Here is a 21,731-nt window from a genome sequence, read left to right as displayed (position 1 = left end):
GGCGGTCAGTGCTCGCGCAGGAGCGCGCCGACGCCGTCCGGCAGGGTGAGCCGCCCGGTGAGCGGCAGGATTTCGCTCCCGCCCGCCAAAGCGGCGACGGGTAGCGCTTCGTCCGCCCGGCGCACCTCGGCCGGATCGTCGAGTTCGTGGGCACTGGTCCCCACGTCGGTGTGGGTCGCGCCCACCAGCACCCGGCGATCGTCCAGGCCGCCGCCGTCGATGAGCAGACAGGAGACGCGGGCCTCGCGCAGCGCGGCGGCGGTCTCGGCGAGGCCGCCGGTGGTGGGGCCGCCGAAGCGGGCGCGCTGAGTCCGATAGCGCTCCAAGACCGCGTCGCAATGGGTTTCGGCGGCCTCGGTGACGTTCTTGCGGACCTGCTCGGGAATGGTCTCGGTCTCCGCGTCGATCTCCACCAGGCGGCGGTGGCGCGCGTCGGGCGGATCGCCGTCCACGGTGGTGCCGGCGCCCAGGCGGATCTCCACCGCGGTGCGCAATCCGGCCCGGACGGTGGGCTCGCCGGCCACCAGGATCAGCACGGCGTCCACCCGGTTCGCCAGTTCCAGCATGCGCGCGGCCACGATATCGAGGGTGCGGCGGACGGTGTCCGGCCCGTGCCGGCGCATGGCGCGCTGCCCGCGCACCCCGCGGGCCGGCAACGGCGGCTGACCGAGCGAGCCGGTCATATGCGCCACCGTGTCGCCGTGACGGTCCACGGCGTACAGGCGGGCCCCGGCGCGTTCGACGCGGGCCGCCACGTGCGGAATCACGGGTGCGCGCTGTTCCAGCAGCGGTAGCAGGTGCGGCAGGGGAGAGACCCGCACGATGTCGCTGGGCGGCGGGACGGGCAGCTGCTCGTCGACCAGCACGGTGCGCTGATCGGCGATGAGCGCTCGCCCCGACCGTCCGGGTGCCGGCGGACCCGCCGCCACCGCGATCCCCAGCGCGCCGAGTTGCTGCCCGGACGCGCCTGCGGCGCTGAGCTTTTCGCGAACAGACCGGTATCGGAGTTCGGTCTGCCGTGCGGTGTCTCCGACAGCCTGCGAACTGTCGAAGTACACCGAGACGAACGGACCCTGTCGATCGATCAGTTCCCGGAGACTTGTCCTGGTCACATTGGTCGGATACCCCCGCTTTTTCCGGGCAATCCTGCAAAAGTTGTTCGGGCACGGAGTTTTTCACCGGCTCACCGCAATTAATCGGACATTCGGACTGGTCGTTCGGGCGAAAACGGCGATATTCGACGGCTCGTCCAGGCTCCGGGGCCGGTGGGCCGCGCCGGACCGGCGGCCCGAGCGTTCGGTGATTCCCGAAGCCGCACCCGGTCCGGCGGTCGGCAAATACCTGGCAGTCGCATTATCGGCACGGACCGGTCTCGATGTGGCTTCGAACCGACGACTACGGAGTGTCGCACCGCGCTGCCGGATTAGGCTCGTGCGCGTTCAGGATGAGGGGACGTCCAACCGTCGATCTGTTGGGGGTGCTGTGCTTCGCTGCCTGCGAATTCTTTTCGCCGCCTTGATGATCGGGTGTTTCGCGGCACAGGCGCAGGCACAGCCGGTCGATACGGGCGGGCAAGCGCCGGAGCCGCCGAATCCGCCGGCGCTCGACCTGCCCGGCCTGCAACAGTGGATCGACCTGCTGGTGCCCGCGCCGCCGCTGCTGCCCGCCTCGCAAGCGCCGCTGGTCGCGGCCGGCGGCATCGCCCCCGACCTGGCGGCTTTCCGTGCCGCCACCATGCCCGCGGCCATCGGTGACTGGTTCGTCGACGACTGGCCCGCGGGGCTCGACGAACTCGCCCCCGGTGACGTGGTGGCCTGGCGGGATGTGACCGCGACGGGCGGGCCCACCCTTATCACGCCGGTGCAGCAGGTGCTGCAATTGAAGTACCGCACCACCGATTCCCACGACCTGCCCTCGTATGCGGTTGCGACACTGGTGCTTCCGTTCGGCGAGTGGACCGGGGCGGGGCGGCGGCCGGTGCTGGTGAACAACCTGCCGATCAATGCCCTGGGGCGGGACTGCAATCCGAGCTACACGCTCTCGCGCGGCTTCAACAGCAAGACGAACCTGGCGGAGTATCTGCTGCCGACCACCCAGCTGGCGATCCTGCGCGGATACGCGGTGCTGATCGTGGACCACGAAGGGCCGCGGATGGCCTACGCCGAACCGTACGTGGCGGGGCACGCGATTCTGGACGGCATCCGGGCGGTGCGCAATCATATGCCGATCCAGCTGGGGGACAGCCGATTCGCGATGGTCGGCTACTCCGGCGGGGCGATCGCGACCCACGGCGCGGTCAAGCTGATGAACGACTACGCGCCGGAATTGGCCGAGGTGGTGGTGGGCGCGGCGCTGGGCGGCGTCCCGGCCGACTTCGAGATCCTGTCCCGGAGCATGAACGCCAACCTCGCCTCGGGCGTGTTCATGGCGGCGACCTTCGCCATCGGCCGGGAGCGGCCCGAAATCCTCTCCCGCATGAACCATTTGGCGCAATGGGCCGCGGTCTCGGCGTTGAAGGACCTGTGCATGTCGTCCTACTCGTGGCCGGGCCTGCTGCAACTGCCCATCGATATCGCGGCGAACTATCCGGATCCGCTGCGCAGTGAGCTGGCGGAGGAGATCTACCAGCTGAGCCGGATCGAGGGGCGCAAATCGGCTGTGCCGCTGTACATCTACAACGGTGAACAAGAGTGGTGGGTGCCCGCCGAGGGGGCGAAGAAGCTCTACGCCGAACAATGCGCGCTGGGCGCGACGGCGGTCTACCGCAGCGTCTTCGGCGAGCACATCATCGGCGCCGTCACCGGATATCCGGAATCCCTGAACTGGCTCGATCAGCGCCTGCAAGGCGTGCCCGCGCCCAACGAGTGCTGAATCGCCGCCCGAACGCTGCCTCGCCCGGCGTGATCATCCCTACCCGACGACCCCGCCCCCGGCCGAACGGCCGGGGGCGGGATTCGTTGTCGCTCTACAGGTTTCCGATCACATCGGGTACAGGTTGTGCTTGCGCGGGTTGGGCTTGCGCACCGCACCCTTGTCGCGCAGCAGGCGCAGCGCCTTGCGGATCTCCAGGCGGGTGGCCGACGGCTCGATGACCGCGTCGATGTACCCGCGCTCGGCGGCCGTCCACGGCGTGGCGACGGTGAGGTTGTAGAAGTCGATCATGTTCTGCCGCACCGCCTCGCGCTGCTCCGGCGGCGTCGCCTCCAGCTGCCGCTTGCCGACGATCGGGATCATGGACTCCGCGCCCATGACCGCGAGCCGGGCGGTCGGCCACGCCAGGTTGATGTCCGCGCCCAGCTGCTTGCAGCCCATCACCGCGTAACCGCCGCCGTACGCCTTGCGGGTCACGATGGTCACGATCGGCACGGTGGCCTCGATCAGCGCGCGGAACATGCGCCCGCCGCGCTTGATCACGTGATTGCGCTCCTCGTCCACGCCCGGCAACACGCCCGGGGTGTCGACCACGTAGACCAGCGGAATATTGAACGCGTCGCAGATCCGGATGAAATGCGCGGCCTTGTCCGAGCAGGCCGCGTCCAGCGCGCCGCCCAGCACCAGCGGCTGGTTGGCGACGACGCCGACCGGCAGGCCGTCCACCCGCGCGAAACCGGTGATGAGGTTGGCCGAGGACTTCTCGCTCACCTCGTGGAAGGTGCCGTCGTCGAAGATGCGCAGCAGCACCTCGTGCATGTCGTAGCCGGTCTTGTCGGCGTCGGGCATGAGCTTGTCGAGCTCGCGATCGGAATCGGTGAGTTCGGGCTCCAGGCCGGGGTTGATCACCGGCGGCTGCTCCAGGCAGCTCGAGGGCAGGAAGCTCAGGTAGTCGCGGACCCAGTCGAAGGCGGCCTGCTCGGTCTTGGCGACGTGATGCACGGTGCCGTTGCGCTCGAGCGCCCGCGCGCCGCCCAGCTCGTCGGCGGTGACCACGGAACCGGTGACCGCCTTGATGACCTCCGGGCCGGTCACGAACATGTAGGAGTCCTCGGTGGCGACCAGGACGTCCATATTGATGGGCCCGTACACCGAACCGGCCGCGCACTTGCCGAGCATGACCGCGATCATCGGCACGTAACCGGACAGGTCCTCCTGCAGCCGGCACATGATGGCGTACCAGGCGAGCGAGGTGACGCCGTCCTGAATCCGGGCGCCGCCGGAGTCGTTGATGCAGACCACCGGGCAGGCGTTGTTGTAGGCGAAGTCCATGACCAGGCGCACGCGGCGGCCGAAGATCTCGCTGACCGAGCCGCCGTAGACGGTCGGATCGTGGGAGATGACCACGACCGGGCGGCCGTCGATGGTGCCGCGGCCGGTGACCACGCCGTCGCCGTAGTAGGCGTTGGAGTTGCCGGGCTGGCGCATGAGCGCGCCCATCTCGACGAAGCTGCCCGGGTCCAGCAGCATGTGCACCCGTTCTCGGGCGCTGGGGATGCCTTTGGCTAGCCGCTTCTGGATGCCTTTTTCACCGGTGGGCTCTTCGGCGATCTCCAGGAGCTTGCGCAGTTCCGCCAGCTTTTCCGCTGTACCCGTCATTACTTAGGTCTTGCCTTTCCGCCTTCATCAGGAGAGCCGAGCGCGGCCCTGTCGAGCCGGATCGCGGCCCGACCATGCACGGTACCTGGTGCGGCTCACGATCAACCACTGAACTCCTGGGTAACAAGGCCCCGGGCACCTGGGCGGATTCGAGTGTCGCCCACCACAGTCGGCTCCCGGGCGCACGCAGCGCTACACTGCGCCCCGTGAGCTCACCGACCGCAGCGCGGGCGTCGACGCCCGAGGTGATCCGGCCTGACCTGGACACGTTCGGCTTCTCCGAGTGGAAGCGCACCGCCATCGTGGGCCTGGTCCTGGGCGGATCCGTCACCGGCAATGTGCTGCGCCGCGGGCTGCGCCCGTCCAAGCGTAAGCGCGCGGTGGCCGACGGGGTGGTGAACGGTTTCGAAACCCTCGGGCCCATGTTCGTCAAGCTCGGTCAGCTCATCGCGTCCTCGCCCGGGGCGTTCCCGCGCGATCTGGCCGATGCCTGCCTGCGCTGCCTGGACGATGTGCAGCCGTTCCCGTCGGCCGATGCGCGCGCCATCATCGAGGCCGACCTGGGCAAGCCGATCTCCGAGCTGTTCCTGGAGTTCGACGACGAACCGCTGTCGGCGGCGTCCATCGCCCAGGTGCACGCCTGCGTGCTGCGCGACGGGCGGCCCGCGGTGGTGAAGGTGCAGCGCCCGGAGATCGGCCGCCGCATGATCGTGGACCTGCGCGCCGCCATGCGCCTGGCCCGCACCCTGGAGAAGCGTTCGGAGAACGCCCGGGTCGCCAATACCCAGGCGGTGGTGCGCGATCTGTACGAGGCCACGGTCGCCGAACTGAACTTCCTCATCGAGGCCGACAATCAGGCGCGCGCCCGCGAGAACCTCTCGGCGTTCGGCGACAACACGAATGTGGCCATCCCCGAGGTGTATTGGGACTACACGGCCCCCCGGGTGCTGTGCATGGAACGCATGCGCGGCATGCCCCTGGACCGCTTCGACGACATCCGCGCCGCCCACCCCGATTCCGAGCTGCTGATCCGCCGGCTGGTCAAGGCGTGGATGGAATCGGTTGCGGTGCACGGTCTCTTCCACGGCGACGTGCACGCCGGCAATCTCTGGCTGCTCGACGACGGCCGCGTGGCCATGCTCGACTTCGGCATCGTCGGCAAGATGGAAACCGAATGGCGCGAGTTCGTCCGCGCGCTCTTCTACGCCAGCGCCATCGACAACGACTTCCGCCCAGTAGCCCGGGCGCTGCGCAAACTCGACCTGGTCTCCGACGACAGCGGCGACGACGCCACCATCGGCCGTCAGCTCGCCGTGGCCCTCGGCCCCGTCCTGTCCGGCAGCCTCGACAAACTCGACCTCGGCGTGGTCTCGGCCCGCCTCCTCGAATTCGGCAAACGCCGCGGCGCTTCCGGCCCCCAGCAGCTCATCCTCATGGGCAAGCAACTCGGCTACTTCGAGCGCTACGCCGTAGCCCTGGCCCCCGGTTGGAAACTCGGCCGCGACCTGTTCCTCTTCCGCAACGTCTTCCCCACCGAAGTCGCCACGAAGCTGGCCGAATCCGGCGAAGAACTCCCCGCCGACTGATATCCGCGAGCACCCGCCGCGCGCCTGGACCCGCGAATCCGAAATCAGGAGACGACTGTGAGTGGTGAGGTGAGCCCGGCGGGTGGGGCGATCGATCCCGATATCGATGTTCACGAACCCGGGCAGCGGGCGGAATTGTCGCGGACGCACGGTGCGGTGCTGGCGGTCATCTCCGCCGGTGGCGCGGTCGGTGCGCTGGGGCGGTACGGGCTCGCTGTGTTGTGGCCTGCGCCGGTGGGTGGGTTTCCGTGGGCCACGTTCGTCACCAATGTGATCGGGTGTTTTCTGATCGGGGTGCTGATGGTCGTGGTTACCGAGATCGGGGCCGCGCATCCGCTGGTGCGGCCCTTCCTCGGGGTGGGCATTCTCGGCGGGTTCACGACGTTCTCCACCTACGCCAACGACACTCGCGCACTGCTGCAACCGGATTCGGCGTTGACGGCGTTCGCGTACTTCACCGCGACGCTGCTGTGCGCGTTGCTCGCGACCGTCGTCGCCGTCGCGCTCACTCGCGTGGTCGCTCGAAAGGTGTGGCGGCGAGAGGAAGTCGTGCGATGAACGCTCTGCTCGTCGTCCTCGGCGCCATGGTCGGCGCGCCGCTGCGCTATCTCACCGACCGCGCCGTCCAAACCCGGCATGACAGCGTATTCCCTTGGGGCACTTTCATCGTCAACCTCTGTGGTTGCCTGACCCTCGGTGCGCTGACGGGTGCCGCTCTCTCCACGCCGTGGATCACCCTGCTGGGCACCGGGTTCTGTGGCGCGCTGACGACCTATAGCACCTTCAGCTACGAAACCGTCCGGCTCGCCGAGCAGCGCGCCTACCTGTACGCCGTACTCAATGTCGCCGCCAGCTTGTTCGCCGGTCTGGGGGCGGCGCTGCTCGGTTACACCTGTACCCAGGCGCTGCTGGGCTGAACGATCCGTCTCAATGCCATTCGTCGAAATGCAGGACGTGCTGCCAGGAGTCGGAGGCGGCGAGGGGGTCGACTTCGGGGAGCAGGACCCGCAATTCGGTGAGGACCTGTTCGCGTTCCGAGCTCGCCGCTCGGTAGATGCGCAGGTAGTGCTGGAGGAGGGCCAGCATGAGGACGAACTGTTCGAGGCTGGTGCCGAGTAGGTGGTCGCGGGGGAACAGGTAGGCGGGGGAGTCCGCGGGGAGCATGCGTAGTACCCGGCCGGTGCTGCCGTCGAGGAGGAGGGGGACGCCGAGCCAGTCGCCCAGTAGGTGGAAGGGGCCGCTGTCCGGGGGTTGGGCGGCTTCGGGGATCGATTGCCAAGGGCGCGTCGGGAATTCGCCGGTGGGGTCGAGGGTGATGCCGAGCAGCCATTCGATGTGGGGGAGGCCGGTGCCGGTCATCGTGTGGCGGGTGGGGGCGTGGGTGATGGTCGCGGGCGGGTCGTCGCGGCGATGGATGTGCCCGGGGCCGAAGACTTGCTTGAGCAGACGGCGGGGATCGGCGAACAGGGTGGGGTCGACCGGTTTCGGGAGGATGCGGCCGTGCGCGCCGATCATCGGCCGGAGCGCCTTGTCGGGGCCGGGGCGCAGCCGGGCGGTGTCCACGTGCAGGGCGTAAGCGCCCTGGTTTCCGACCACGACCAGGGTATCGCCGACCAAAGCCGCGTAGTCCGCCGCGGGATGGTGCAGGATGCCGAGCGGCTCGCCGTCGCGGAGAAAGGTGGTGCGCCGCCATTCCCCGGATATGGCGAGCTGCCCGGCGATCGGGTCGTGGTCCTCGAACGCCGCGCTCAGTTCGGGATGCTCGAGCGCGTCGGGGACCGGACCCGCCAGCAGCTCGCCGGTGTCGGCGGCCAGCACGAATCCCATGTCGTCCTCGTCGTCGGACACCACGGCGGCCCGGCCCCGATAGTCCAGGGCGGCAACGTTTTCGATGTCGTTCTCGTGCCAGGGCCCGGGGACGGTGCGATCGCCCGGAAGCCGCAGCCGTGACCAGACGGTGTGGAAAAGCAGTGGCTCGGGACTGAATTCGGTCAGTACGCGGGCTCGTTCCCGGTCACCGCGCGTGACGGCATCGTGCGCCAGGTGCGCGACCCACTCGCCTTGCGTGGCTCCGGCCAGCCCGTAGCCGGTCAGGTAATGCAATGCGGCAGCATGAGTACCTTGCTCGATGCCGTCGGGATAGCAGGCGCGGAAGCCCTCGACGAGCGCGTCGTAGGGGATGCGCGCGAGCGCACGGGCGTCGGCCAGGAGCTCATCGAACAGCCCCGCGGCAGCGGCGTGCCCGGGCAGCGAGCTGCGTTCCCAATCCGAGGTCAGTTCACCCGCCTTCAACAGCTCCGTCATGCGGGCGTGCAGGCCGGCGCTGTCGCCGTAGCCCGCGCGCAGCTCACGCGCCACGGCGAAGGAACGGAACCCGACCCCGTCACCGTCGTGCTCCAGAACCCCCGGCAGTCGCTTCGCGAGTTGTTCGGCGGTCACCGGCACTCCGGCGGCCCGGCACAATAACGCCCACCCCTCGGCCGGAATGCGCGCCACCTGGGCGTGCGCCAGCGCTCGCAGTGCCGGAAGATCCTCCGCCGCAATGCCATCGGCTCCGGAGGCCGCATCGGCGCGCCCAGGCAACTCGACCACACTGGTCCGCCGAGCCTCGACGGCATCGGTCAGATCCGGGGCCGTCTCGGTCTCGACGACCAGGCGCAGCCGCCCCTCCCGCGTGGCGATCCGCAACCAGCGCACCACCTGCCGCATCAATCCCGGCGTCCCGCCCGACAACAAGGTGCCCGCCCGATGCGCATTCGCGATGAGAATGGTCCGGGCCGTCCAGTCATTGCGCGTCTCGCTGATCAGATCCGTCAGATCCACCCCGGCCCGCCGCGACGGATACGCCTCCAGCAACTCCGCGACAACCGAATCCACGTCCCGCCCAGCGGCATCCACCAGAATCGCATCCGCCACGCTCGCCGCCAGCTCGCGCAGCAGCCCCGTCTTCCCACTCCCCGGCGGCCCACACACGTAGAGCAGTCCGGGTTCACCATCGAGCAACTGTGATTCGAGCACACGACATTGTGCACGGACGGTTGACTTCGAGCGCGCTCGAACCCCTACCGTCGGCCACATCGACCGAGGAGGACACGATGGGGCCGACTGTGAAGCTGAACCACGGCGGCGAGCTGCCGATGGTGGGTTCGGGCACTTGGCAATTGGACGAGGCGACCGCGGAGCGAGCGGTCGCGACGGCATTGGAAGCCGGCTACCGAGGCGTCGACACGGCCGCCGGGTACGGCAACGAGCGCGGCGTAGGGCGGGCCGTGCGCGCTTCCGGATTGCCTCGCGAGGAGGTATTCGTGACCACGAAAGTAGTGGACCGCGAAGGCTATCGGCACACCGTCGACAGCTGCCGCGCCAGCCTCGAACGCCTCGGCCTGGAGTGGATCGACTTGTATTTGATCCATTGGCCTTTCGATGAGGTGGCGGCGGAAACCTGGCGGGCGCTGGAAGACCTCCTGGAGGAGGGTCTGGTGCGGGCCATCGGGGTATCGAACTTCTCCGCGGCTCGGCTAGAGCGACTGACAGCCACAGCCCGGGTGACGCCCGCGGTGAATTCGGTGGAACTGCATCCCTTCGTGGCACAGAACGACCTGCGGCGCTATTGCGCGGACCGCGGCATAGCGGTGCAGTCCTGGAGTCCCCTCATGCAAGGCGGCGAGCTGTTGCGTAATCCAGTGGTCGAGCGAATCGCGGCAGCGCACGGGAAGTCGGCCGCCCAGGTAGTCCTGCACTGGCATGTACAGCATGGGCTGTGCGTGATCCCGCGCTCGACTTCCGCAGCGCATATCCGCGCCAACGCCGACCTCTTCGGCTTCGAACTCGGCGTCGACGAGATGCGGAGACTGGACGGGCTGAACGAGAATAGACGGGCCAACCCCGTCGCCGATCCGGAGACCTACGTGTTCACAGACGAGACCTACCAGCGCATCCAGGCCGTGAATGACTGAACCGCTGACGGTGAGTCAGGTGGCGGAGCGGTTGGCGGTGATCCGTGAGTACGGGGCGATCCTGGACGCGGATATCGAGCGATTGCGGCAGGCTCGGGAAATGCTGGGGGAGAAGGAGGCTCGGTATCTCAGGCTGCTGGCGGAGTACCAAGGGCGGGGGCCAGTACGGCCTTGATGACGGTGGCGATTTGATCGACCGCGCGCTCGATGGGGCCGATGGGCTGGAAGAGGTGGCTCAGGGCCAGGCGGACAAGGGTTTCCGAGGCTGCCGCGAGGTCGGCGTCGGAGATGGTGGCCAATTCGTATTGGAGGCGCAGGGCCGCGGCCACGGCTTCGATGGCGCGGCCTAGGACCGGTTCGGGTTCGGTCATCAGGACCGGGAGCAGGCTGGTGTCGGCGCCGGTGCGGCCGCTGAGGACGGCTTTGAGGAGGGTGTTGTCGGCGCCGGTGCGCAGCGTGAAGTCGACCGCCGCGATCATGCCGGCGGTCGAATCCACGGGGTGCGCGGCCAGGCATTGCGCGATGCCGAGCAGGAAGACGTCGACCTCCTGACGGATCACCACTTCGGCCAGGTCGTGTTTGTTGGCGAATTCCTTGTACATGACCGGGCGGCTGACGCCGACTTCCTTGGCGAGGCGGGACATGTTCACCGCGCCCCAGCCTTCGGTGACGACCACGCGGCGGGCGGTCTCGATGATCCGCTCGCGCAGCAATTGACGCATCTCGGTTTGGAAGTTCGGCGTGTCGGCCACCTGAAGAGCGTACATGAGCTGCCCTTTCGTCTCGTCCGTTGACATTCCGAGGACAAGTGTATCTACTGGATACACTTCGACAAGAAGTGTAAACGCTCAGGAGATCGACAATGACGACGTCTCGAATCGAGGAGTCGCGCGCACTACCGCAGTGGCGTGACCGCAAGCGCTACCTCTGGCTGTTCGGCCTGGTGCCACCGACCGCGATATTTCTCGCCGCCGCCCTGGTGTGGGCGTTCAACCAGTTCAGCTGGAGTGCGCCGCTGGCATCGGTGTGGTGGTGGATCGGCCCGCTGCTGGTCTACGTACTGCTGCCGCTGCTGGACCGCTTCTTCGGGCCGGACGGGCAGAATCCCCCGGACGAGGTGATGGAGTACCTGGAGAACGACAAGTACTACCGGTACTGCACCTACGTCTACATTCCGTTCCAGCTGCTCAGCCTGGTGTTCGCGAGCTATCTGTGGACCGCGGGCGACCTGTCCTGGCTCGGTATCGACGGCGGGCTGAGCCTGCTCTCCAAGATCGGGCTCGCGCTCAGCATCGGCGTGATGGGCGGCGTCGGCATCAATACCGCGCACGAACTCGGCCACAAGAAGGACGAACTCGAGCGCTGGCTGTCGAAGATCACCCTCGCACAGACCTTCTACGGGCACTTCTACATCGAGCACAATCGCGGCCATCACGTACGGGTGGCCACCCCCGAGGATCCCGCCAGCGCCCGCTTCGCCGAGACCTTCTGGAGCTTCCTGCCGCGCAGCGTCTGGGGCAGCCTGCGCAGTTCGTGGGAGCTCGAGGCCAAGCGCCTGGAGCGACTGGGCAAGCGCCCGTGGAAGATTCACAACGACGTGCTGAACGCCTGGCTCATGTCGGTGGTGCTGTGGGGCGTGCTCGCGGCGGTCTTCGGGCCGGCGGTGCTGCCGTTCCTGGTGCTGCAAGCGGTTTACGGCTTCTCACTACTGGAGACCGTGAACTACCTCGAGCACTACGGTCTGCTGCGGCAGAAGACGGCGAGCGGCCGCTACGAGCGCTGCACGCCCGAGCACAGCTGGAACTCCGACCACATCGTCACCAATATCTTCCTGTACCACCTGCAGCGGCACAGCGATCATCACGCGAATCCGACGCGTCGGTATCAAACGCTGCGGAGTATGGACGGCGCGCCGAATCTGCCGAGCGGTTACGCCTCCATGATCGGTCTGGCATACCTCCCGCCACTCTGGCGCAAGGTGATGGATCACCGTGTGCTCGAGCATTACAGCGGCGATATCACCCGCGTGAACATCCAGCCCGGCAAGCGCGATCGCGTGCTGGCGCGGTACGGAGCCCACTGATGTCCGAATACCGCTGCCCCGTCTGCGATTACGTCTACGACGAGGCGAAAGGCGCACCCCGCGAAGGCTTCCCGCCCGGCACCCCGTGGTCCTCGATTCCGGACGACTGGTGCTGTCCGGACTGCGGCGTGCGGGAAAAGCTCGACTTCGAATCCGTTTCCGCCGACACAGGACACCCCCATGACTGACTACAAACTCTTCCGCTGCCTGCAGTGCGGCTTCGAGTACGACGAGGAACTCGGCTGGCCCGAGGACGGCATCGCCCCCGGTACCCGCTGGGCCGACATCCCCGAGGACTGGTCCTGCCCCGATTGCGGCGCGGCCAAGGTCGATTTCGAGATGGTCGAGGTCAGTCGCGCGTGAGTGAGCGCATCGTCATCGTGGGTGCGGGCGTGGCGGGCGCGACCGCCGCCCGCACCCTGCGCACCGAGGGTTACACCGGCGAGATCGTCCTGCTCGGCGCGGAATCCGGGCTGCCGTACCGCCGCCCGATGGTGTCCAAGGAACTGCTCGCCGGCACCGCCACCGAGAGCCGGATGCTGTTGCAGACGGCCGACTTCTGGCATGCGCACGCCGTCGATATCCGCACCGCGACGGCGGTGGCGAGCGTGGACGTGGCGGGCGCGCGGGTGCGGCTGACGGACGGCTCCGAGCTCGGGTACGACAGCCTGTTGCTGGCCACCGGCGCGCGTCCGCGCGCCTTGCCCCGGCAGTCGGACGGCGTGGCGGCGGACGGCCGGTCCGTACTGCACACATTGCGGGGCAGTGCGGACACCGACGCCTTGCGGTTCGCGATCACCGGGCGAACCTCCGGCCGCTATGTCTCCGCCGGGCCTGGCGACGCGCCGCCGGACGCCCCGGTGGCGGACAAGTCGCTGCTCATCGTCGGCGCCGGGCTGATCGGCTGTGAGGTCGCCGCCACCGCCCGCGCCCTCGGCGCCCGGGTGACGATGCTGGACGCCGCCCGGCGTCCGCTGGATCGCGTCGCGCCCGCCGTGGTCGGCGAGTTCTATCGAGATATGCACGCGCGCAACGGCGTCGAGCTGCACTCGGAAGTCCTGCTCGCCGATCTGGCCCCCGTGGACGCGTTCCGGCACACCCCCGCGGGCGTGCTCGCGACCGCCGTCGACGGCCGGACCTGGACCGCCGACGCGGCGCTGGTCGCCATCGGTTCGGTTCCCGATACGGCCCTGGCGGTCGCCGCCGGTCTGGATGTCTCGGACGGAATCCGCGTGGACGAGCGCTTCCGGACCTCGGCTCCCGGCGTCTTCGCCGCGGGCGATGTCGCCGCCCGGTTCGACCCGGAGCTGGGCGGCCATCGGCGCGAGGAGCATTGGAACAGCGCGCAGGCCCAGGGCGCCGCCGTCGCGCGGTCGATGCTCGGCCTGGCTCCCGGCCCCCTGGAGATCCCCTGGGGCTGGTCCATGCAGTACGGGGTCAACCTCCAGTTCGCGGGCCGCATCGCCCCGGAAGACGAACTGCTGCTTCGTGGTTCGGTCGCCGAGGGCAAGTTCATGGTGCTAGCCGCCCGATCGGATCGCGTGGTCGGCGCGGTCGCCGTCGGCTGCCCGGCGGACTTCCGCGCCGCCCGGGAATCGATCACCGCCGGGCTCGCGCCGGACGCTGCCGATATCCCTCTGGGACAGCTGACGAGCTAACCCCTCGCAATAACTGAAATGCCGTCGAACCAGACAGTCGGTTCGGCGGCATTCTCTTTTGCTGATCGCTTGCTGAAGCAGCGCATTTCACCATCCATATCCCGCTGAGCTGGGCATTTTGCACCAGAAACGCTCGCAAGGTCAAGCCGAGCAACAATATTCGTGAAGACTGACACGTCAGTCCGAAATGTGTATTACTGTCTCGGCCAGTCGATACCGGCGGACAGGAGCGCCGGTACGACCTCGACCACAGTGGGGACGTGGGGTGGTAGACATTGGTCGACAAGGTCATTCGGGGGCCCGAGCCGTACGTACGGCCGGCCGTCGAGTTCGTGCTCTCGGGGCTGCGGACATTCGGGCGAACGCTGCAGCTGGCGGTGGCGGCCTTCCGCTACCTGGTGCTCGACATCGTGAAACTGCGGCATCCGTGGCGTGAGACGCTACAACAGGGCTGGTTCATCGTCAGCGTTACCGCGATTCCCGCTGTGCTGGTAGCGGTTCCGTTCGGCGTCATCGTCGCCGTCCAGGTCGGCAGCCTGACCCAGCAGGTCGGCGCGAGCTCTGTCTCAGGCGCGGCCGGCGGGCTCGGCGTGATCCGGCAGGGCGCGCCCATGGTGACCGCGCTGCTGCTGGGCGGCGCGGCCGGTTCGGCCATCGCCTCGGATCTGGGCGCGCGCACCATCCGCGATGAAGTGGATGCCTTGCGCACCATGGGAATCGACCCGATCCGGCGGCTCGTCGCGCCGCGGCTGGCGGCCATGATCGCGCTCACGCCGCTGCTCTGCATGCTGATCATCTTCATGGGCGTGTTCACCGGCTACGTGATCGCGGTCGGCTTCCAGGGCGTCACGCCCGGCAGCTATCTGAGCGCCTTCGCGGCGTTCGCGAAAATGAGCGATCTGGCCGTGGCCATCGTGAAATCCATCATCTTCGGGGTGATCGTGCTGATCGTCTCGTGCCAGCGCGGACTCGAGGCCACCTCCGGTCCGAAGGGCGTCGCCAATGCCGTGAACGCGGCCGTGGTGATCGGCGTGATCGCCGCCTTCGGCGTGAATCTGGTGATCACCCAGCTGGTTTCGATGTTCATCCCGACGCAGGTGGGCTGATGACTCAAGTACCCGCCCGCTATCAACCGCTCGGCGAGGTCGGCCGACTGGCCGGCAAGAGCGTGCAGGCGCCGATGGGCGTCTTCGAATCCCTCGGGCACCAGGCCACTTTCGTCTACGAGGTGCTGGCCGCCGTCCCGCACACGCTGCGGGTGTACCGCCGCCAGACCATGCTCATCCTGTCCGACATCACCTGGGGCTCCGGCGCGATCATCGTGGGCGGCGGCACCGTGGCGGTGCTGGCCTTCCTCGGCATCGCGGTCGGCGGTTCCATCGGCGTGGAGGGTTTCACCGCGCTGAACATGGTCGGCATGGGGCCGCTCACCGGCTTCGTCTCGGCCTACGCCAATACTCGTGAGATGGCCCCGATGGTGGCCGCCATCGGCTTCGCCGCGCAGGCGGGTTGCCGCATGACCGCCGAGATCGGGGCCATGCGCATCTCCGAGGAGATCGACGCCCTGGAGGCGATCGGCCTGCGGCCCATGCCGTTCGTGGTGACCACCCGCGTCATCGCCGGCGTGATCACCATCGTGCCGCTGCACCTGCTCACGCTCATCCTGTCGTACCTGTCCTGCGCGACCGTGGTGAACGTGCTGCACGGGCAGTCCTCCGGCACCTACTACCACTATTTCGACGCCTTCCTGCAACCCGGCGACGTGATCGCCTCGCTGATCAAGGCGACGATCTTCGTGGTCACCATCATTCTCATCCACGGCTACCAGGGCTTCTACGCCAGCGGCGGCCCGGAGGGCGTGGGCCGGGCCTCGGGTCGCGCCATTCGCGCCAGCCTGGTGCTGGTGGTCATCCTGGACATGATCCTGACGATCGTGATCTGGGGCCTGGACGTCGGCATCCGGATCTCGGGGTAGTCATGGCGGTATTCAAGGATCATTCCGGCCGCGCGGCCGGACCGTGGGCGCTGCGGGTGCGCGGATTCGTCATCGCCGTGGTCATCGTGACGGTGACGCTGGTGGTGAGTTCCTATGCGAAGGGCTCTTTCGCGGACCGGTTCCAGCTGACCATCGACGCGGCCACGCTCGGTGAGGGTCTCGCGCCGGGCGCGGAGGTGAAGTTCCGCGGCTATGCCATCGGCAGCGTGCGCGAGGTGGAGACCATCGGCTACGGGCATCAGCGGATCAAGGTGGAGATCGAGCGGAATCAGGCGTCGGCGCTCACCGACGACGTGACCGCGCGGTTCACCTCCTCGAACGTATTCGGTTCCAGCGCCATCGAATTGGTGGCCGGCAGCGGTGGCGCGCAGCTGAAGGAGCACAGCATCCTCAGCATCGGCGAGAACGCCACCAATGCCACCGTGGCGGGGGTGTTCCGGCGCGCGGCCAAGCTCACCCAGGTACTCGATTCCGAGACCGTGCGGCGGCTGGTAGATCTCATGCTCGACAATGCCTCCGCCATCGGCCCGGTGCTGCAATCGTTCTTCGAGACCGCACGCATGCTGGCCGACGGTCAGCAGGCCCCGCTGTCGCACTATCTGGAGATCGGCGCGGATATGACCGGGGCGTTCCGGGATCTGACGCCGTCGGCCGGGCACGCCATTCTCGCGGTGCTGGAACAGAGCGCCTACTTCGGCGAGGCCGAGAACCGGGCGCGCACCAACAAAGCCACCGAAGGCGTGGACGAGGCGGTGCTGCAAGGCATTTCGAAGCTGCTGGCCACCAACAACCCGAACCTGAAGCCGGTGCTGTCGGGCGTGCTGGATCTGGCGGTGCCCATCGCGATCTCCATCGGCACCGTGGCCCCGGCCTACAACCGGGTGCCGAATCTGCTGCGCGCCATGAACGAGGCGTTCCCCACCGTGGACGGGCACGTCCAGCTGCAGGTGGAACTCATCGCGACGAACATGCCGTACCTGGCCGATTCGCTGGGAGGGGGGAAATGAACGAAGTCGGCAAATCCGCCGTCAAACTGACGGTGTTCCTGCTCATCGTGGCCGCCTGCTCGGTGTTCATCGTGACCGCCCTGCGCACGCCCATCCCGGGCGAGAAGGTCACCTACGACGCGGTGTTCACCGATGTCTCGGGCCTGTTCGCCGGGGATTCGGTGCGCATGTCCGGCGTCGCGGTGGGCAAGGTGGAAACCGTCGAACTGGACGGCACCCGCGCCCGCGTGCACTTCACCGTGGACGAATCGCGGCCCGTCTACGAGAACACCAAAGCCGCTGTGCGCTACCAGAATCTGATCGGCCAGCGCTATGTCGAGCTGCTCACCGAAGGTAAGCCGGGCGCGAAACTGAAAGTGGGAGCGACGATTCCGCTGGAGCGAACCATCGCCAGCTTCGACGTGTCCAAGCTGTTCAACGGTTTCAAACCGCTGTTCGAGACACTGGATCCCGGGCAGCTCAACCAGTTCGGCACCAACCTGCTGCGCGTCATCCAGGGTGACGGCTCCGGTATCGGCCCGGTGCTCGCGGACCTGGACAAGCTCACCAAACAGGCCCGCAACAGCGAAGCCGTCATCGTGCTGCTCATCCGCAACCTGGGCTTGGTGGCCGATTCCCTCGGCGGCAAGTCCCAGGCCGTGGGCGATCTGGTGCAACAGCTGGCCGGCATCCTGCGCCAGTTCACCAGCAAGGAACAGACCATGCTCGATGCCGTGGACCGGGCGAATGCCGTACTGGGGCCACTGATTCCGGTGCTGGAGGAAGCCCGCGACGCCTACGACTACGCCTACGGTCCGATGGACAGCTTCATCCGCCGCCTGGTGCCGCAGACCAACCAGCTCACCGACCTGCTGGCCATCGCCCCGCAGGTGGTGACCGGGCTCAACAACGCGGTCCCCGGCAATGGCGTACAGCCGCGCATCACCTGCACCAATGGCGAAGCCGCGCTGCCGGCCGTGGTGGGCGCGGTGCTCTCGACCCAAGATCTGGTGGTGTGCAAGTGAAGGGCTTGATCGCTTATTTCGGGGAACTGATTCGGGAACTGCTGGCCGGTCGTGGCGACCAGCCGCGGCAATTGCGCTGGGGCATCGCGGGTGTCGCGGTGTGCGGGGTGCTGTTGCTGGCGGCGGGGGCACTGTATGTGATCCCGTTCGGGCAGCGCACCTACATCGCCGATTTCAAGATCTCCGGCGGGGCCCGGGCCGGGGACGAGGTCCGGGTGGCCGGGATCAATGTCGGCAAGATCCGGGCCGTCGAACTGGTCGATGACCATGTCGAGGTCAGTTTCACCGTGAGCACCGAGGTGCGGGTGGGGGAGTTGTCCGCGGTCGAGGTGAAGATGCTGACGCCGATCGGCGGGCACTATCTGGCGCTGGCCCCGGCGGGGGAGAAGGCGCTGGGCGGCAAGCACATTCCGCCCGAGCGCACCGCCACCCCGTTCGAGCTCAGCGACATCCTCGACAAGGGCACCCCGGTCTTCAGCCAGGTCGACGCCACCACCATGCGCGCCACCATCGGCGAGCTGAACCAGGCGCTCACCGATCAGCCCGATGCCCTGCGCAGCGTGCTGACCAATGCCAATGAGCTGACCGGACTGCTGGCCGACCGCACCCGCCAGCTCGACGGGGCATTGCAGGTGTCGGACGAGTACATCGCCGCCATCGCCGACGACAAGGCGGTGCTGGCCGATTTCGTCAAACAGCTCGGGGAGGTCGCCGACAAGCTCGGCAATCGCAAGGACGATATCGTCGGGCTGTTCAACCTGGTCAAACGGCTGCTCATCGTGCTGGACCGGCCGATCATGGCCTACGGCGACAGCATCGAGCCCACCGTCACCCAGTTCGAGCAGCTGTTCTCGAAGGTGTTCGAGGACCCGAACCGGCTCGACATCGTGATCAACGGGCTGCGCGATGTGATCACCAAACTCAATGGCGTACTGGGCACCAAGGTTTCGGTCGCGCAACCGGCCGCCGGCGTGCAGGTGTGCATTCCCTACCAGGGCAAGGCGTGCTGACATGAGCTGGGGTAGAACAGCACTCGCCGCCGGGGCCGCGGTCGTCGTGGCGGCGACCGTCGCCGGCGGGGTGACGTGGGCGAAGTCCTCGGGCGATGCGAAACAGAGCGTCTGCGCCGAATTCACCGACACCGTAGGTCTTTACGAGGGCAACAGCGTCACCATGCTCGGCGTCGAGGTCGGCACCGTGTCCAAGATCGAGGCGCAGGGCGACCGCATGAAGGTCACCATGAGCGTCGGCAAGAAGGTGAAACTGCCCGCCGACATCCAGGCGGTCACCATGTCGAGTTCCATCGTGACCGACCGGCACGTGGAGCTGACCAAGCCGTACACCGGCGGCGACCGCTTCGACACCGGGAAATGTATTCCCCTGGAGCGCACCAAGACTCCGATCGGCATCAGCCAGGCGCTCGATGCCATGGGCAAGATCGCCGGTGACCTGACCGGCGGCCCCACCGGGCAGGGACAGCCCGCCGACGCGCTGCTGAACCAGACCCTGACCGCCGCCGACCAGGCCATCGACGGCACCGGGCAGCAGTTCAACCAACTGCTGCAACGACTTTCGGCGATCGTCGGCGACCCGGAGCAGAAGGATGTGGTGTTCCGGCGGCTGGTGGAGAACCTCGACACCCTCACCACCATGTTCGTGACCAACTGGCCGGATATGGCGCAGGTGCTCGACAATCTGCGCGCCGGACTGCAATTGATCGGCGACTTCTCCACCGAATTCGCCGGCGCGGTCGATATCGCGGTCGAATTCCTGCCGGTGATCGCCCGCAATGTCGCCAAATACGACACCCAGGTGTACGCGTTCCTGGACCTGTGGCTGCCGCAGGCGCACAGCTTCGTCCAGGAACACCAGGGCGATATCGCCGCGCTGCTGGCGGTGCTGCCGCCGCTGGCCGCACAGCTGCCGAAGGCGGGGGGATAGATGAAGCACACACGACTGGCCCTGCGCCTGCTGCCCGCGCTCACCGCGGTGACGCTGCTGGTCAGCGGGTGCGGGGTGAAGGCCACCGACATTCCGATCCCGGGCACCTACCCCAGCGGTGAAACCTTCAGCGTGCGTATCGAATTCGGGTCGGTGCTGAACCTGCCCGACCGCGCCAAGGTGATCGCCGACGGCGTCGAGGTCGGCATGCTCGACCACATCGACCTGATCGGCAGCACCGCCGTCGCCACCGTGCAGATCAAGAGCGACGCCAAACTGCCCAAGACCACCACGGCGGAACTGCGGCAGAGCACCATTCTGGGCGATATCCACATCGCGCTGGAGGCGCCGAAGAACTCCGACACCGGATTCCTGCGCAACGGCGATGTGATTCCGGTGTCGCAGACCGTGGCCGCCACCAATGTGGAGGACATTCTGCGGGCGCTGTCCAACATCATCACCGGCGGGCGCTGGGGCGATATGCAGCAGCTGATCAGCGACGTCAACGCGGCCTTCCCCGCCGATCCGGCCGAACTGGACCGGATCAACCGGGCGGGGCGGGCGGCGCTGGCCGATATGGCCGGGCACACCGCCGAGCTGGACAGCATTCTCGCTTCGGCACAACAGATCTCGGCGAAACTCGAAGCCGGGCGTGGATCGGTGGACACCATCCTCACCTACGGCCCGGCGCGCGCGGCGGGTCTGTCGGATGTGCTGCTGAACGTGGTCAAGCTGATCATCAGCGGCGGCGGGCTGGCCGGTAATGCCGGGGAGCTGCTGCTGCCGCACGTGGGCGACTTCCACTCCATCGTGCAGGTGCTCGCGCCGACCGCGCTGACCATCGCGTACTCGGACATCACGCTGCGCGAGAACACCGACGCGTTCTACACGCTGTTGCGCGAGAAGCTGATTCCGTTCCTGAACGCGCCGGATGTGCGGGTGCGCGGCGTCGCCGCCGACGTACAGGCCGACCAGCTCGTCACCACACTGCGCTCCATCGGGATGGTGCCATGAAACTCTCACTCTCCGGGCCGGTCTCGCTGATCCTGCTCATGGTGCTGACGCTGGTGTGCGGCAGCTATATGGCCGTCGGCGTGCTGAATCTGGACCCGCGCCGCGACCTGAACACGGTCACCGTGCTGATCGATTCCTCGGGCGGGCTGATGAAGACCTCCGAGGTGACGCTGCGCGGGCTGCCGATCGGCAAGGTGCGGGAAATCGGCGCCACCGCAAAGGGTTTGGCGGTGCGGGTGGAATACGACGCCAAATACCGGATTCCGGTGGACAGCACCGTGCAGATCGCCAATCTGTCGGCGGCGGGGGAGCAGTTCCTCGACTTCCGGCCGACCGGGACCGCGGGGCCGTTCCTGCACGACGGCAGTATCGTGCCGCAGCGGCAGGTGAAGATCGCCACCACCGTCGGGGACGCGCTCGCCAAACTGGACGCGCTGACCGCGCAACTGGATCCGAGCCGCATCCAGCATCTGGCCACCACCGTGGCGGCCGGGTTCGAGGGGCGCGACGCGGATGTGGCGAACCTGACCAAGGCGCTCACCTCGACCGCGAATCTGTTGCGGGACAAGCGCGCCGCGATCGCGCGGCTGTACTCGAACGTGCAGACGCTCGGTGACCGGTTCGACGGGCGCGCGCCGACCATCAGCGCGGCGGCCGGGGATATCGATACCGCGTTGCCGGAACTGCTGCACATCATCGGTGCGTTCCAGAACTACTCCTACATCGGCGAGAACATCTTCGACGATCCGCTGGGGCCGCTGGTCACCCGGATCGACTCGTATCTGCAATTGACGGGGCCCGATCTGGGGTTCATCGCCACCGCCCTGCAGCCCTCGACCGTCGCGATCAAACCGCTGCGCGTGGACGCCGGATCGATCGTGGATCTGCTGGCCACGGTGTTCCCCGGTGACGGGGCGGCGCATATCGGCATCAACGTTCCTCGATAGAGAGAAGAC

21 protein-coding genes are annotated in these 21,731 nt (G+C 67.6%); 17 read left to right on the top strand and 4 right to left on the bottom strand.

Going from position 1 to position 21,731, the window contains the following annotated elements; genetic code table 11:
• Positions 1-5: 5 nt before the first annotated feature.
• A complete protein-coding gene (locus tag NY1_RS07835) occupies positions 6-1,112 on the bottom strand; it encodes a baeRF2 domain-containing protein (RefSeq protein ID WP_157762103.1) in 1,107 nt (368 codons plus the stop codon).
• A 406-nt stretch (positions 1,113-1,518) separates the two neighbouring features.
• Here NY1_RS07835 and NY1_RS07830 point away from each other — a divergent pair, with 406 nt between their 5' ends.
• Entirely contained in the window at positions 1,519-2,871 is a 1,353-nt protein-coding gene (locus tag NY1_RS07830; RefSeq protein WP_084534747.1) for a lipase family protein, read from the top strand.
• A 108-nt stretch (positions 2,872-2,979) separates the two neighbouring features.
• Here NY1_RS07830 and NY1_RS07825 read toward each other — a convergent pair whose 3' ends face one another.
• Positions 2,980-4,530: an acyl-CoA carboxylase subunit beta gene (locus tag NY1_RS07825; protein WP_067709879.1), complete on the bottom strand. Its 1,551-nt coding sequence runs from the start codon at positions 4,528-4,530 to the stop codon at positions 2,980-2,982.
• A 206-nt stretch (positions 4,531-4,736) separates the two neighbouring features.
• Between NY1_RS07825 and NY1_RS07820 the strand changes: the two genes are divergently transcribed.
• From NY1_RS07820 to crcB, 3 genes are read left to right on the top strand one after another with little or no spacing between them, the layout of a single operon-like run.
• On the top strand, positions 4,737-6,116 hold the full coding sequence (locus tag NY1_RS07820) for an ABC1 kinase family protein (RefSeq protein ID WP_067709878.1): 1,380 nt from the start codon (positions 4,737-4,739) through the stop codon (positions 6,114-6,116).
• A gap of 57 nt (positions 6,117-6,173) precedes the next feature.
• Positions 6,174-6,674: a fluoride efflux transporter FluC gene (locus NY1_RS07815; protein ID WP_067709877.1), complete on the top strand. Its 501-nt coding sequence runs from the start codon at positions 6,174-6,176 to the stop codon at positions 6,672-6,674.
• Positions 6,671-7,033 (top strand): fluoride efflux transporter CrcB, encoded by a 363-nt coding sequence (gene crcB, locus NY1_RS07810; protein ID WP_067709876.1) that lies wholly within the window; start codon positions 6,671-6,673, stop codon positions 7,031-7,033. The genes NY1_RS07815 and crcB overlap by 4 nt, the downstream gene beginning before the upstream one ends.
• A gap of 10 nt (positions 7,034-7,043) precedes the next feature.
• Here crcB and NY1_RS07805 read toward each other — a convergent pair whose 3' ends face one another.
• The gene (locus NY1_RS07805; protein ID WP_067709875.1) at positions 7,044-9,134 is read right to left on the bottom strand and encodes an SUKH-4 family immunity protein; all 2,091 of its coding nucleotides are present in this window, start codon (positions 9,132-9,134) and stop codon (positions 7,044-7,046) included.
• A gap of 77 nt (positions 9,135-9,211) precedes the next feature.
• Between NY1_RS07805 and NY1_RS07800 the strand changes: the two genes are divergently transcribed.
• Positions 9,212-10,072: an aldo/keto reductase gene (locus NY1_RS07800; protein WP_067709874.1), complete on the top strand. Its 861-nt coding sequence runs from the start codon at positions 9,212-9,214 to the stop codon at positions 10,070-10,072.
• Between the two features lie 128 nt (positions 10,073-10,200).
• Here the strand turns inward: NY1_RS07800 and NY1_RS07795 are convergent, their stop codons facing one another.
• Positions 10,201-10,869, bottom strand: coding sequence for a TetR/AcrR family transcriptional regulator (locus NY1_RS07795; protein WP_233434245.1), 669 nt, complete (start codon positions 10,867-10,869; stop codon positions 10,201-10,203).
• 65 nt (positions 10,870-10,934) lie between these two features.
• On the opposite strand from NY1_RS07795, the gene NY1_RS07790 reads away from it, so the two are divergent.
• The 12 genes from NY1_RS07790 to NY1_RS07735 all read left to right on the top strand — a co-directional run bounded on the left by NY1_RS07790 (position 10,935) and on the right by NY1_RS07735 (position 21,722).
• A complete protein-coding gene (locus NY1_RS07790; protein WP_067709872.1) occupies positions 10,935-12,155 on the top strand; it encodes an alkane 1-monooxygenase in 1,221 nt (406 codons plus the stop codon).
• Positions 12,155-12,343: a rubredoxin gene (locus tag NY1_RS07785; protein ID WP_067709870.1), complete on the top strand. Its 189-nt coding sequence runs from the start codon at positions 12,155-12,157 to the stop codon at positions 12,341-12,343. Before NY1_RS07790 ends, NY1_RS07785 begins: the two co-directional genes overlap by 1 nt.
• A complete protein-coding gene (locus NY1_RS07780; protein ID WP_067709868.1) occupies positions 12,336-12,518 on the top strand; it encodes a rubredoxin in 183 nt (60 codons plus the stop codon). The genes NY1_RS07785 and NY1_RS07780 overlap by 8 nt, the downstream gene beginning before the upstream one ends.
• Positions 12,515-13,813, top strand: coding sequence for an NAD(P)/FAD-dependent oxidoreductase (locus tag NY1_RS07775; protein WP_067709860.1), 1,299 nt, complete (start codon positions 12,515-12,517; stop codon positions 13,811-13,813). The genes NY1_RS07780 and NY1_RS07775 overlap by 4 nt, the downstream gene beginning before the upstream one ends.
• 275 nt (positions 13,814-14,088) lie before the next feature.
• Positions 14,089-14,919 carry an MlaE family ABC transporter permease gene (locus tag NY1_RS07770; RefSeq protein WP_084534745.1) on the top strand — a complete coding sequence of 277 codons (831 nt, stop codon included), beginning with the start codon at positions 14,089-14,091 and terminating at the stop codon, positions 14,917-14,919.
• Positions 14,919-15,788 carry an MlaE family ABC transporter permease gene (locus tag NY1_RS07765; protein ID WP_067709858.1) on the top strand — a complete coding sequence of 290 codons (870 nt, stop codon included), beginning with the start codon at positions 14,919-14,921 and terminating at the stop codon, positions 15,786-15,788. Before NY1_RS07770 ends, NY1_RS07765 begins: the two co-directional genes overlap by 1 nt.
• Before the next feature lie 2 nt (positions 15,789-15,790).
• Entirely contained in the window at positions 15,791-16,816 is a 1,026-nt protein-coding gene (locus NY1_RS07760) for an MlaD family protein (RefSeq protein WP_067709856.1), read from the top strand.
• Complete coding sequence (locus NY1_RS07755) at positions 16,813-17,820, top strand: MCE family protein (RefSeq protein ID WP_067709855.1); 1,008 nt, start codon at positions 16,813-16,815, stop codon at positions 17,818-17,820. Before NY1_RS07760 ends, NY1_RS07755 begins: the two co-directional genes overlap by 4 nt.
• Positions 17,817-18,830 carry an MCE family protein gene (locus NY1_RS07750; RefSeq protein ID WP_233434244.1) on the top strand — a complete coding sequence of 338 codons (1,014 nt, stop codon included), beginning with the start codon at positions 17,817-17,819 and terminating at the stop codon, positions 18,828-18,830. Before NY1_RS07755 ends, NY1_RS07750 begins: the two co-directional genes overlap by 4 nt.
• Position 18,831: 1 nt before the next feature.
• Positions 18,832-19,761, top strand: a complete 930-nt coding sequence (locus NY1_RS07745; RefSeq protein WP_169815315.1) for an MCE family protein — start codon at positions 18,832-18,834, stop codon at positions 19,759-19,761.
• Positions 19,762-20,775 carry an MlaD family protein gene (locus tag NY1_RS07740; RefSeq protein ID WP_067709851.1) on the top strand — a complete coding sequence of 338 codons (1,014 nt, stop codon included), beginning with the start codon at positions 19,762-19,764 and terminating at the stop codon, positions 20,773-20,775.
• Complete coding sequence (locus NY1_RS07735; RefSeq protein WP_067709850.1) at positions 20,772-21,722, top strand: MlaD family protein; 951 nt, start codon at positions 20,772-20,774, stop codon at positions 21,720-21,722. Before NY1_RS07740 ends, NY1_RS07735 begins: the two co-directional genes overlap by 4 nt.
• Positions 21,723-21,731 lie beyond the last annotated feature (9 nt).

It is taken from the genome of Nocardia yamanashiensis NBRC 100130 (genome assembly GCF_001613325.1).
Lineage (GTDB): Bacteria > Actinomycetota > Actinomycetes > Mycobacteriales > Mycobacteriaceae > Nocardia > Nocardia yamanashiensis.
The sequence above is the reverse complement of the archived record's forward strand: the minus strand, read 5'-3'. Positions and strand labels throughout refer to the sequence as shown.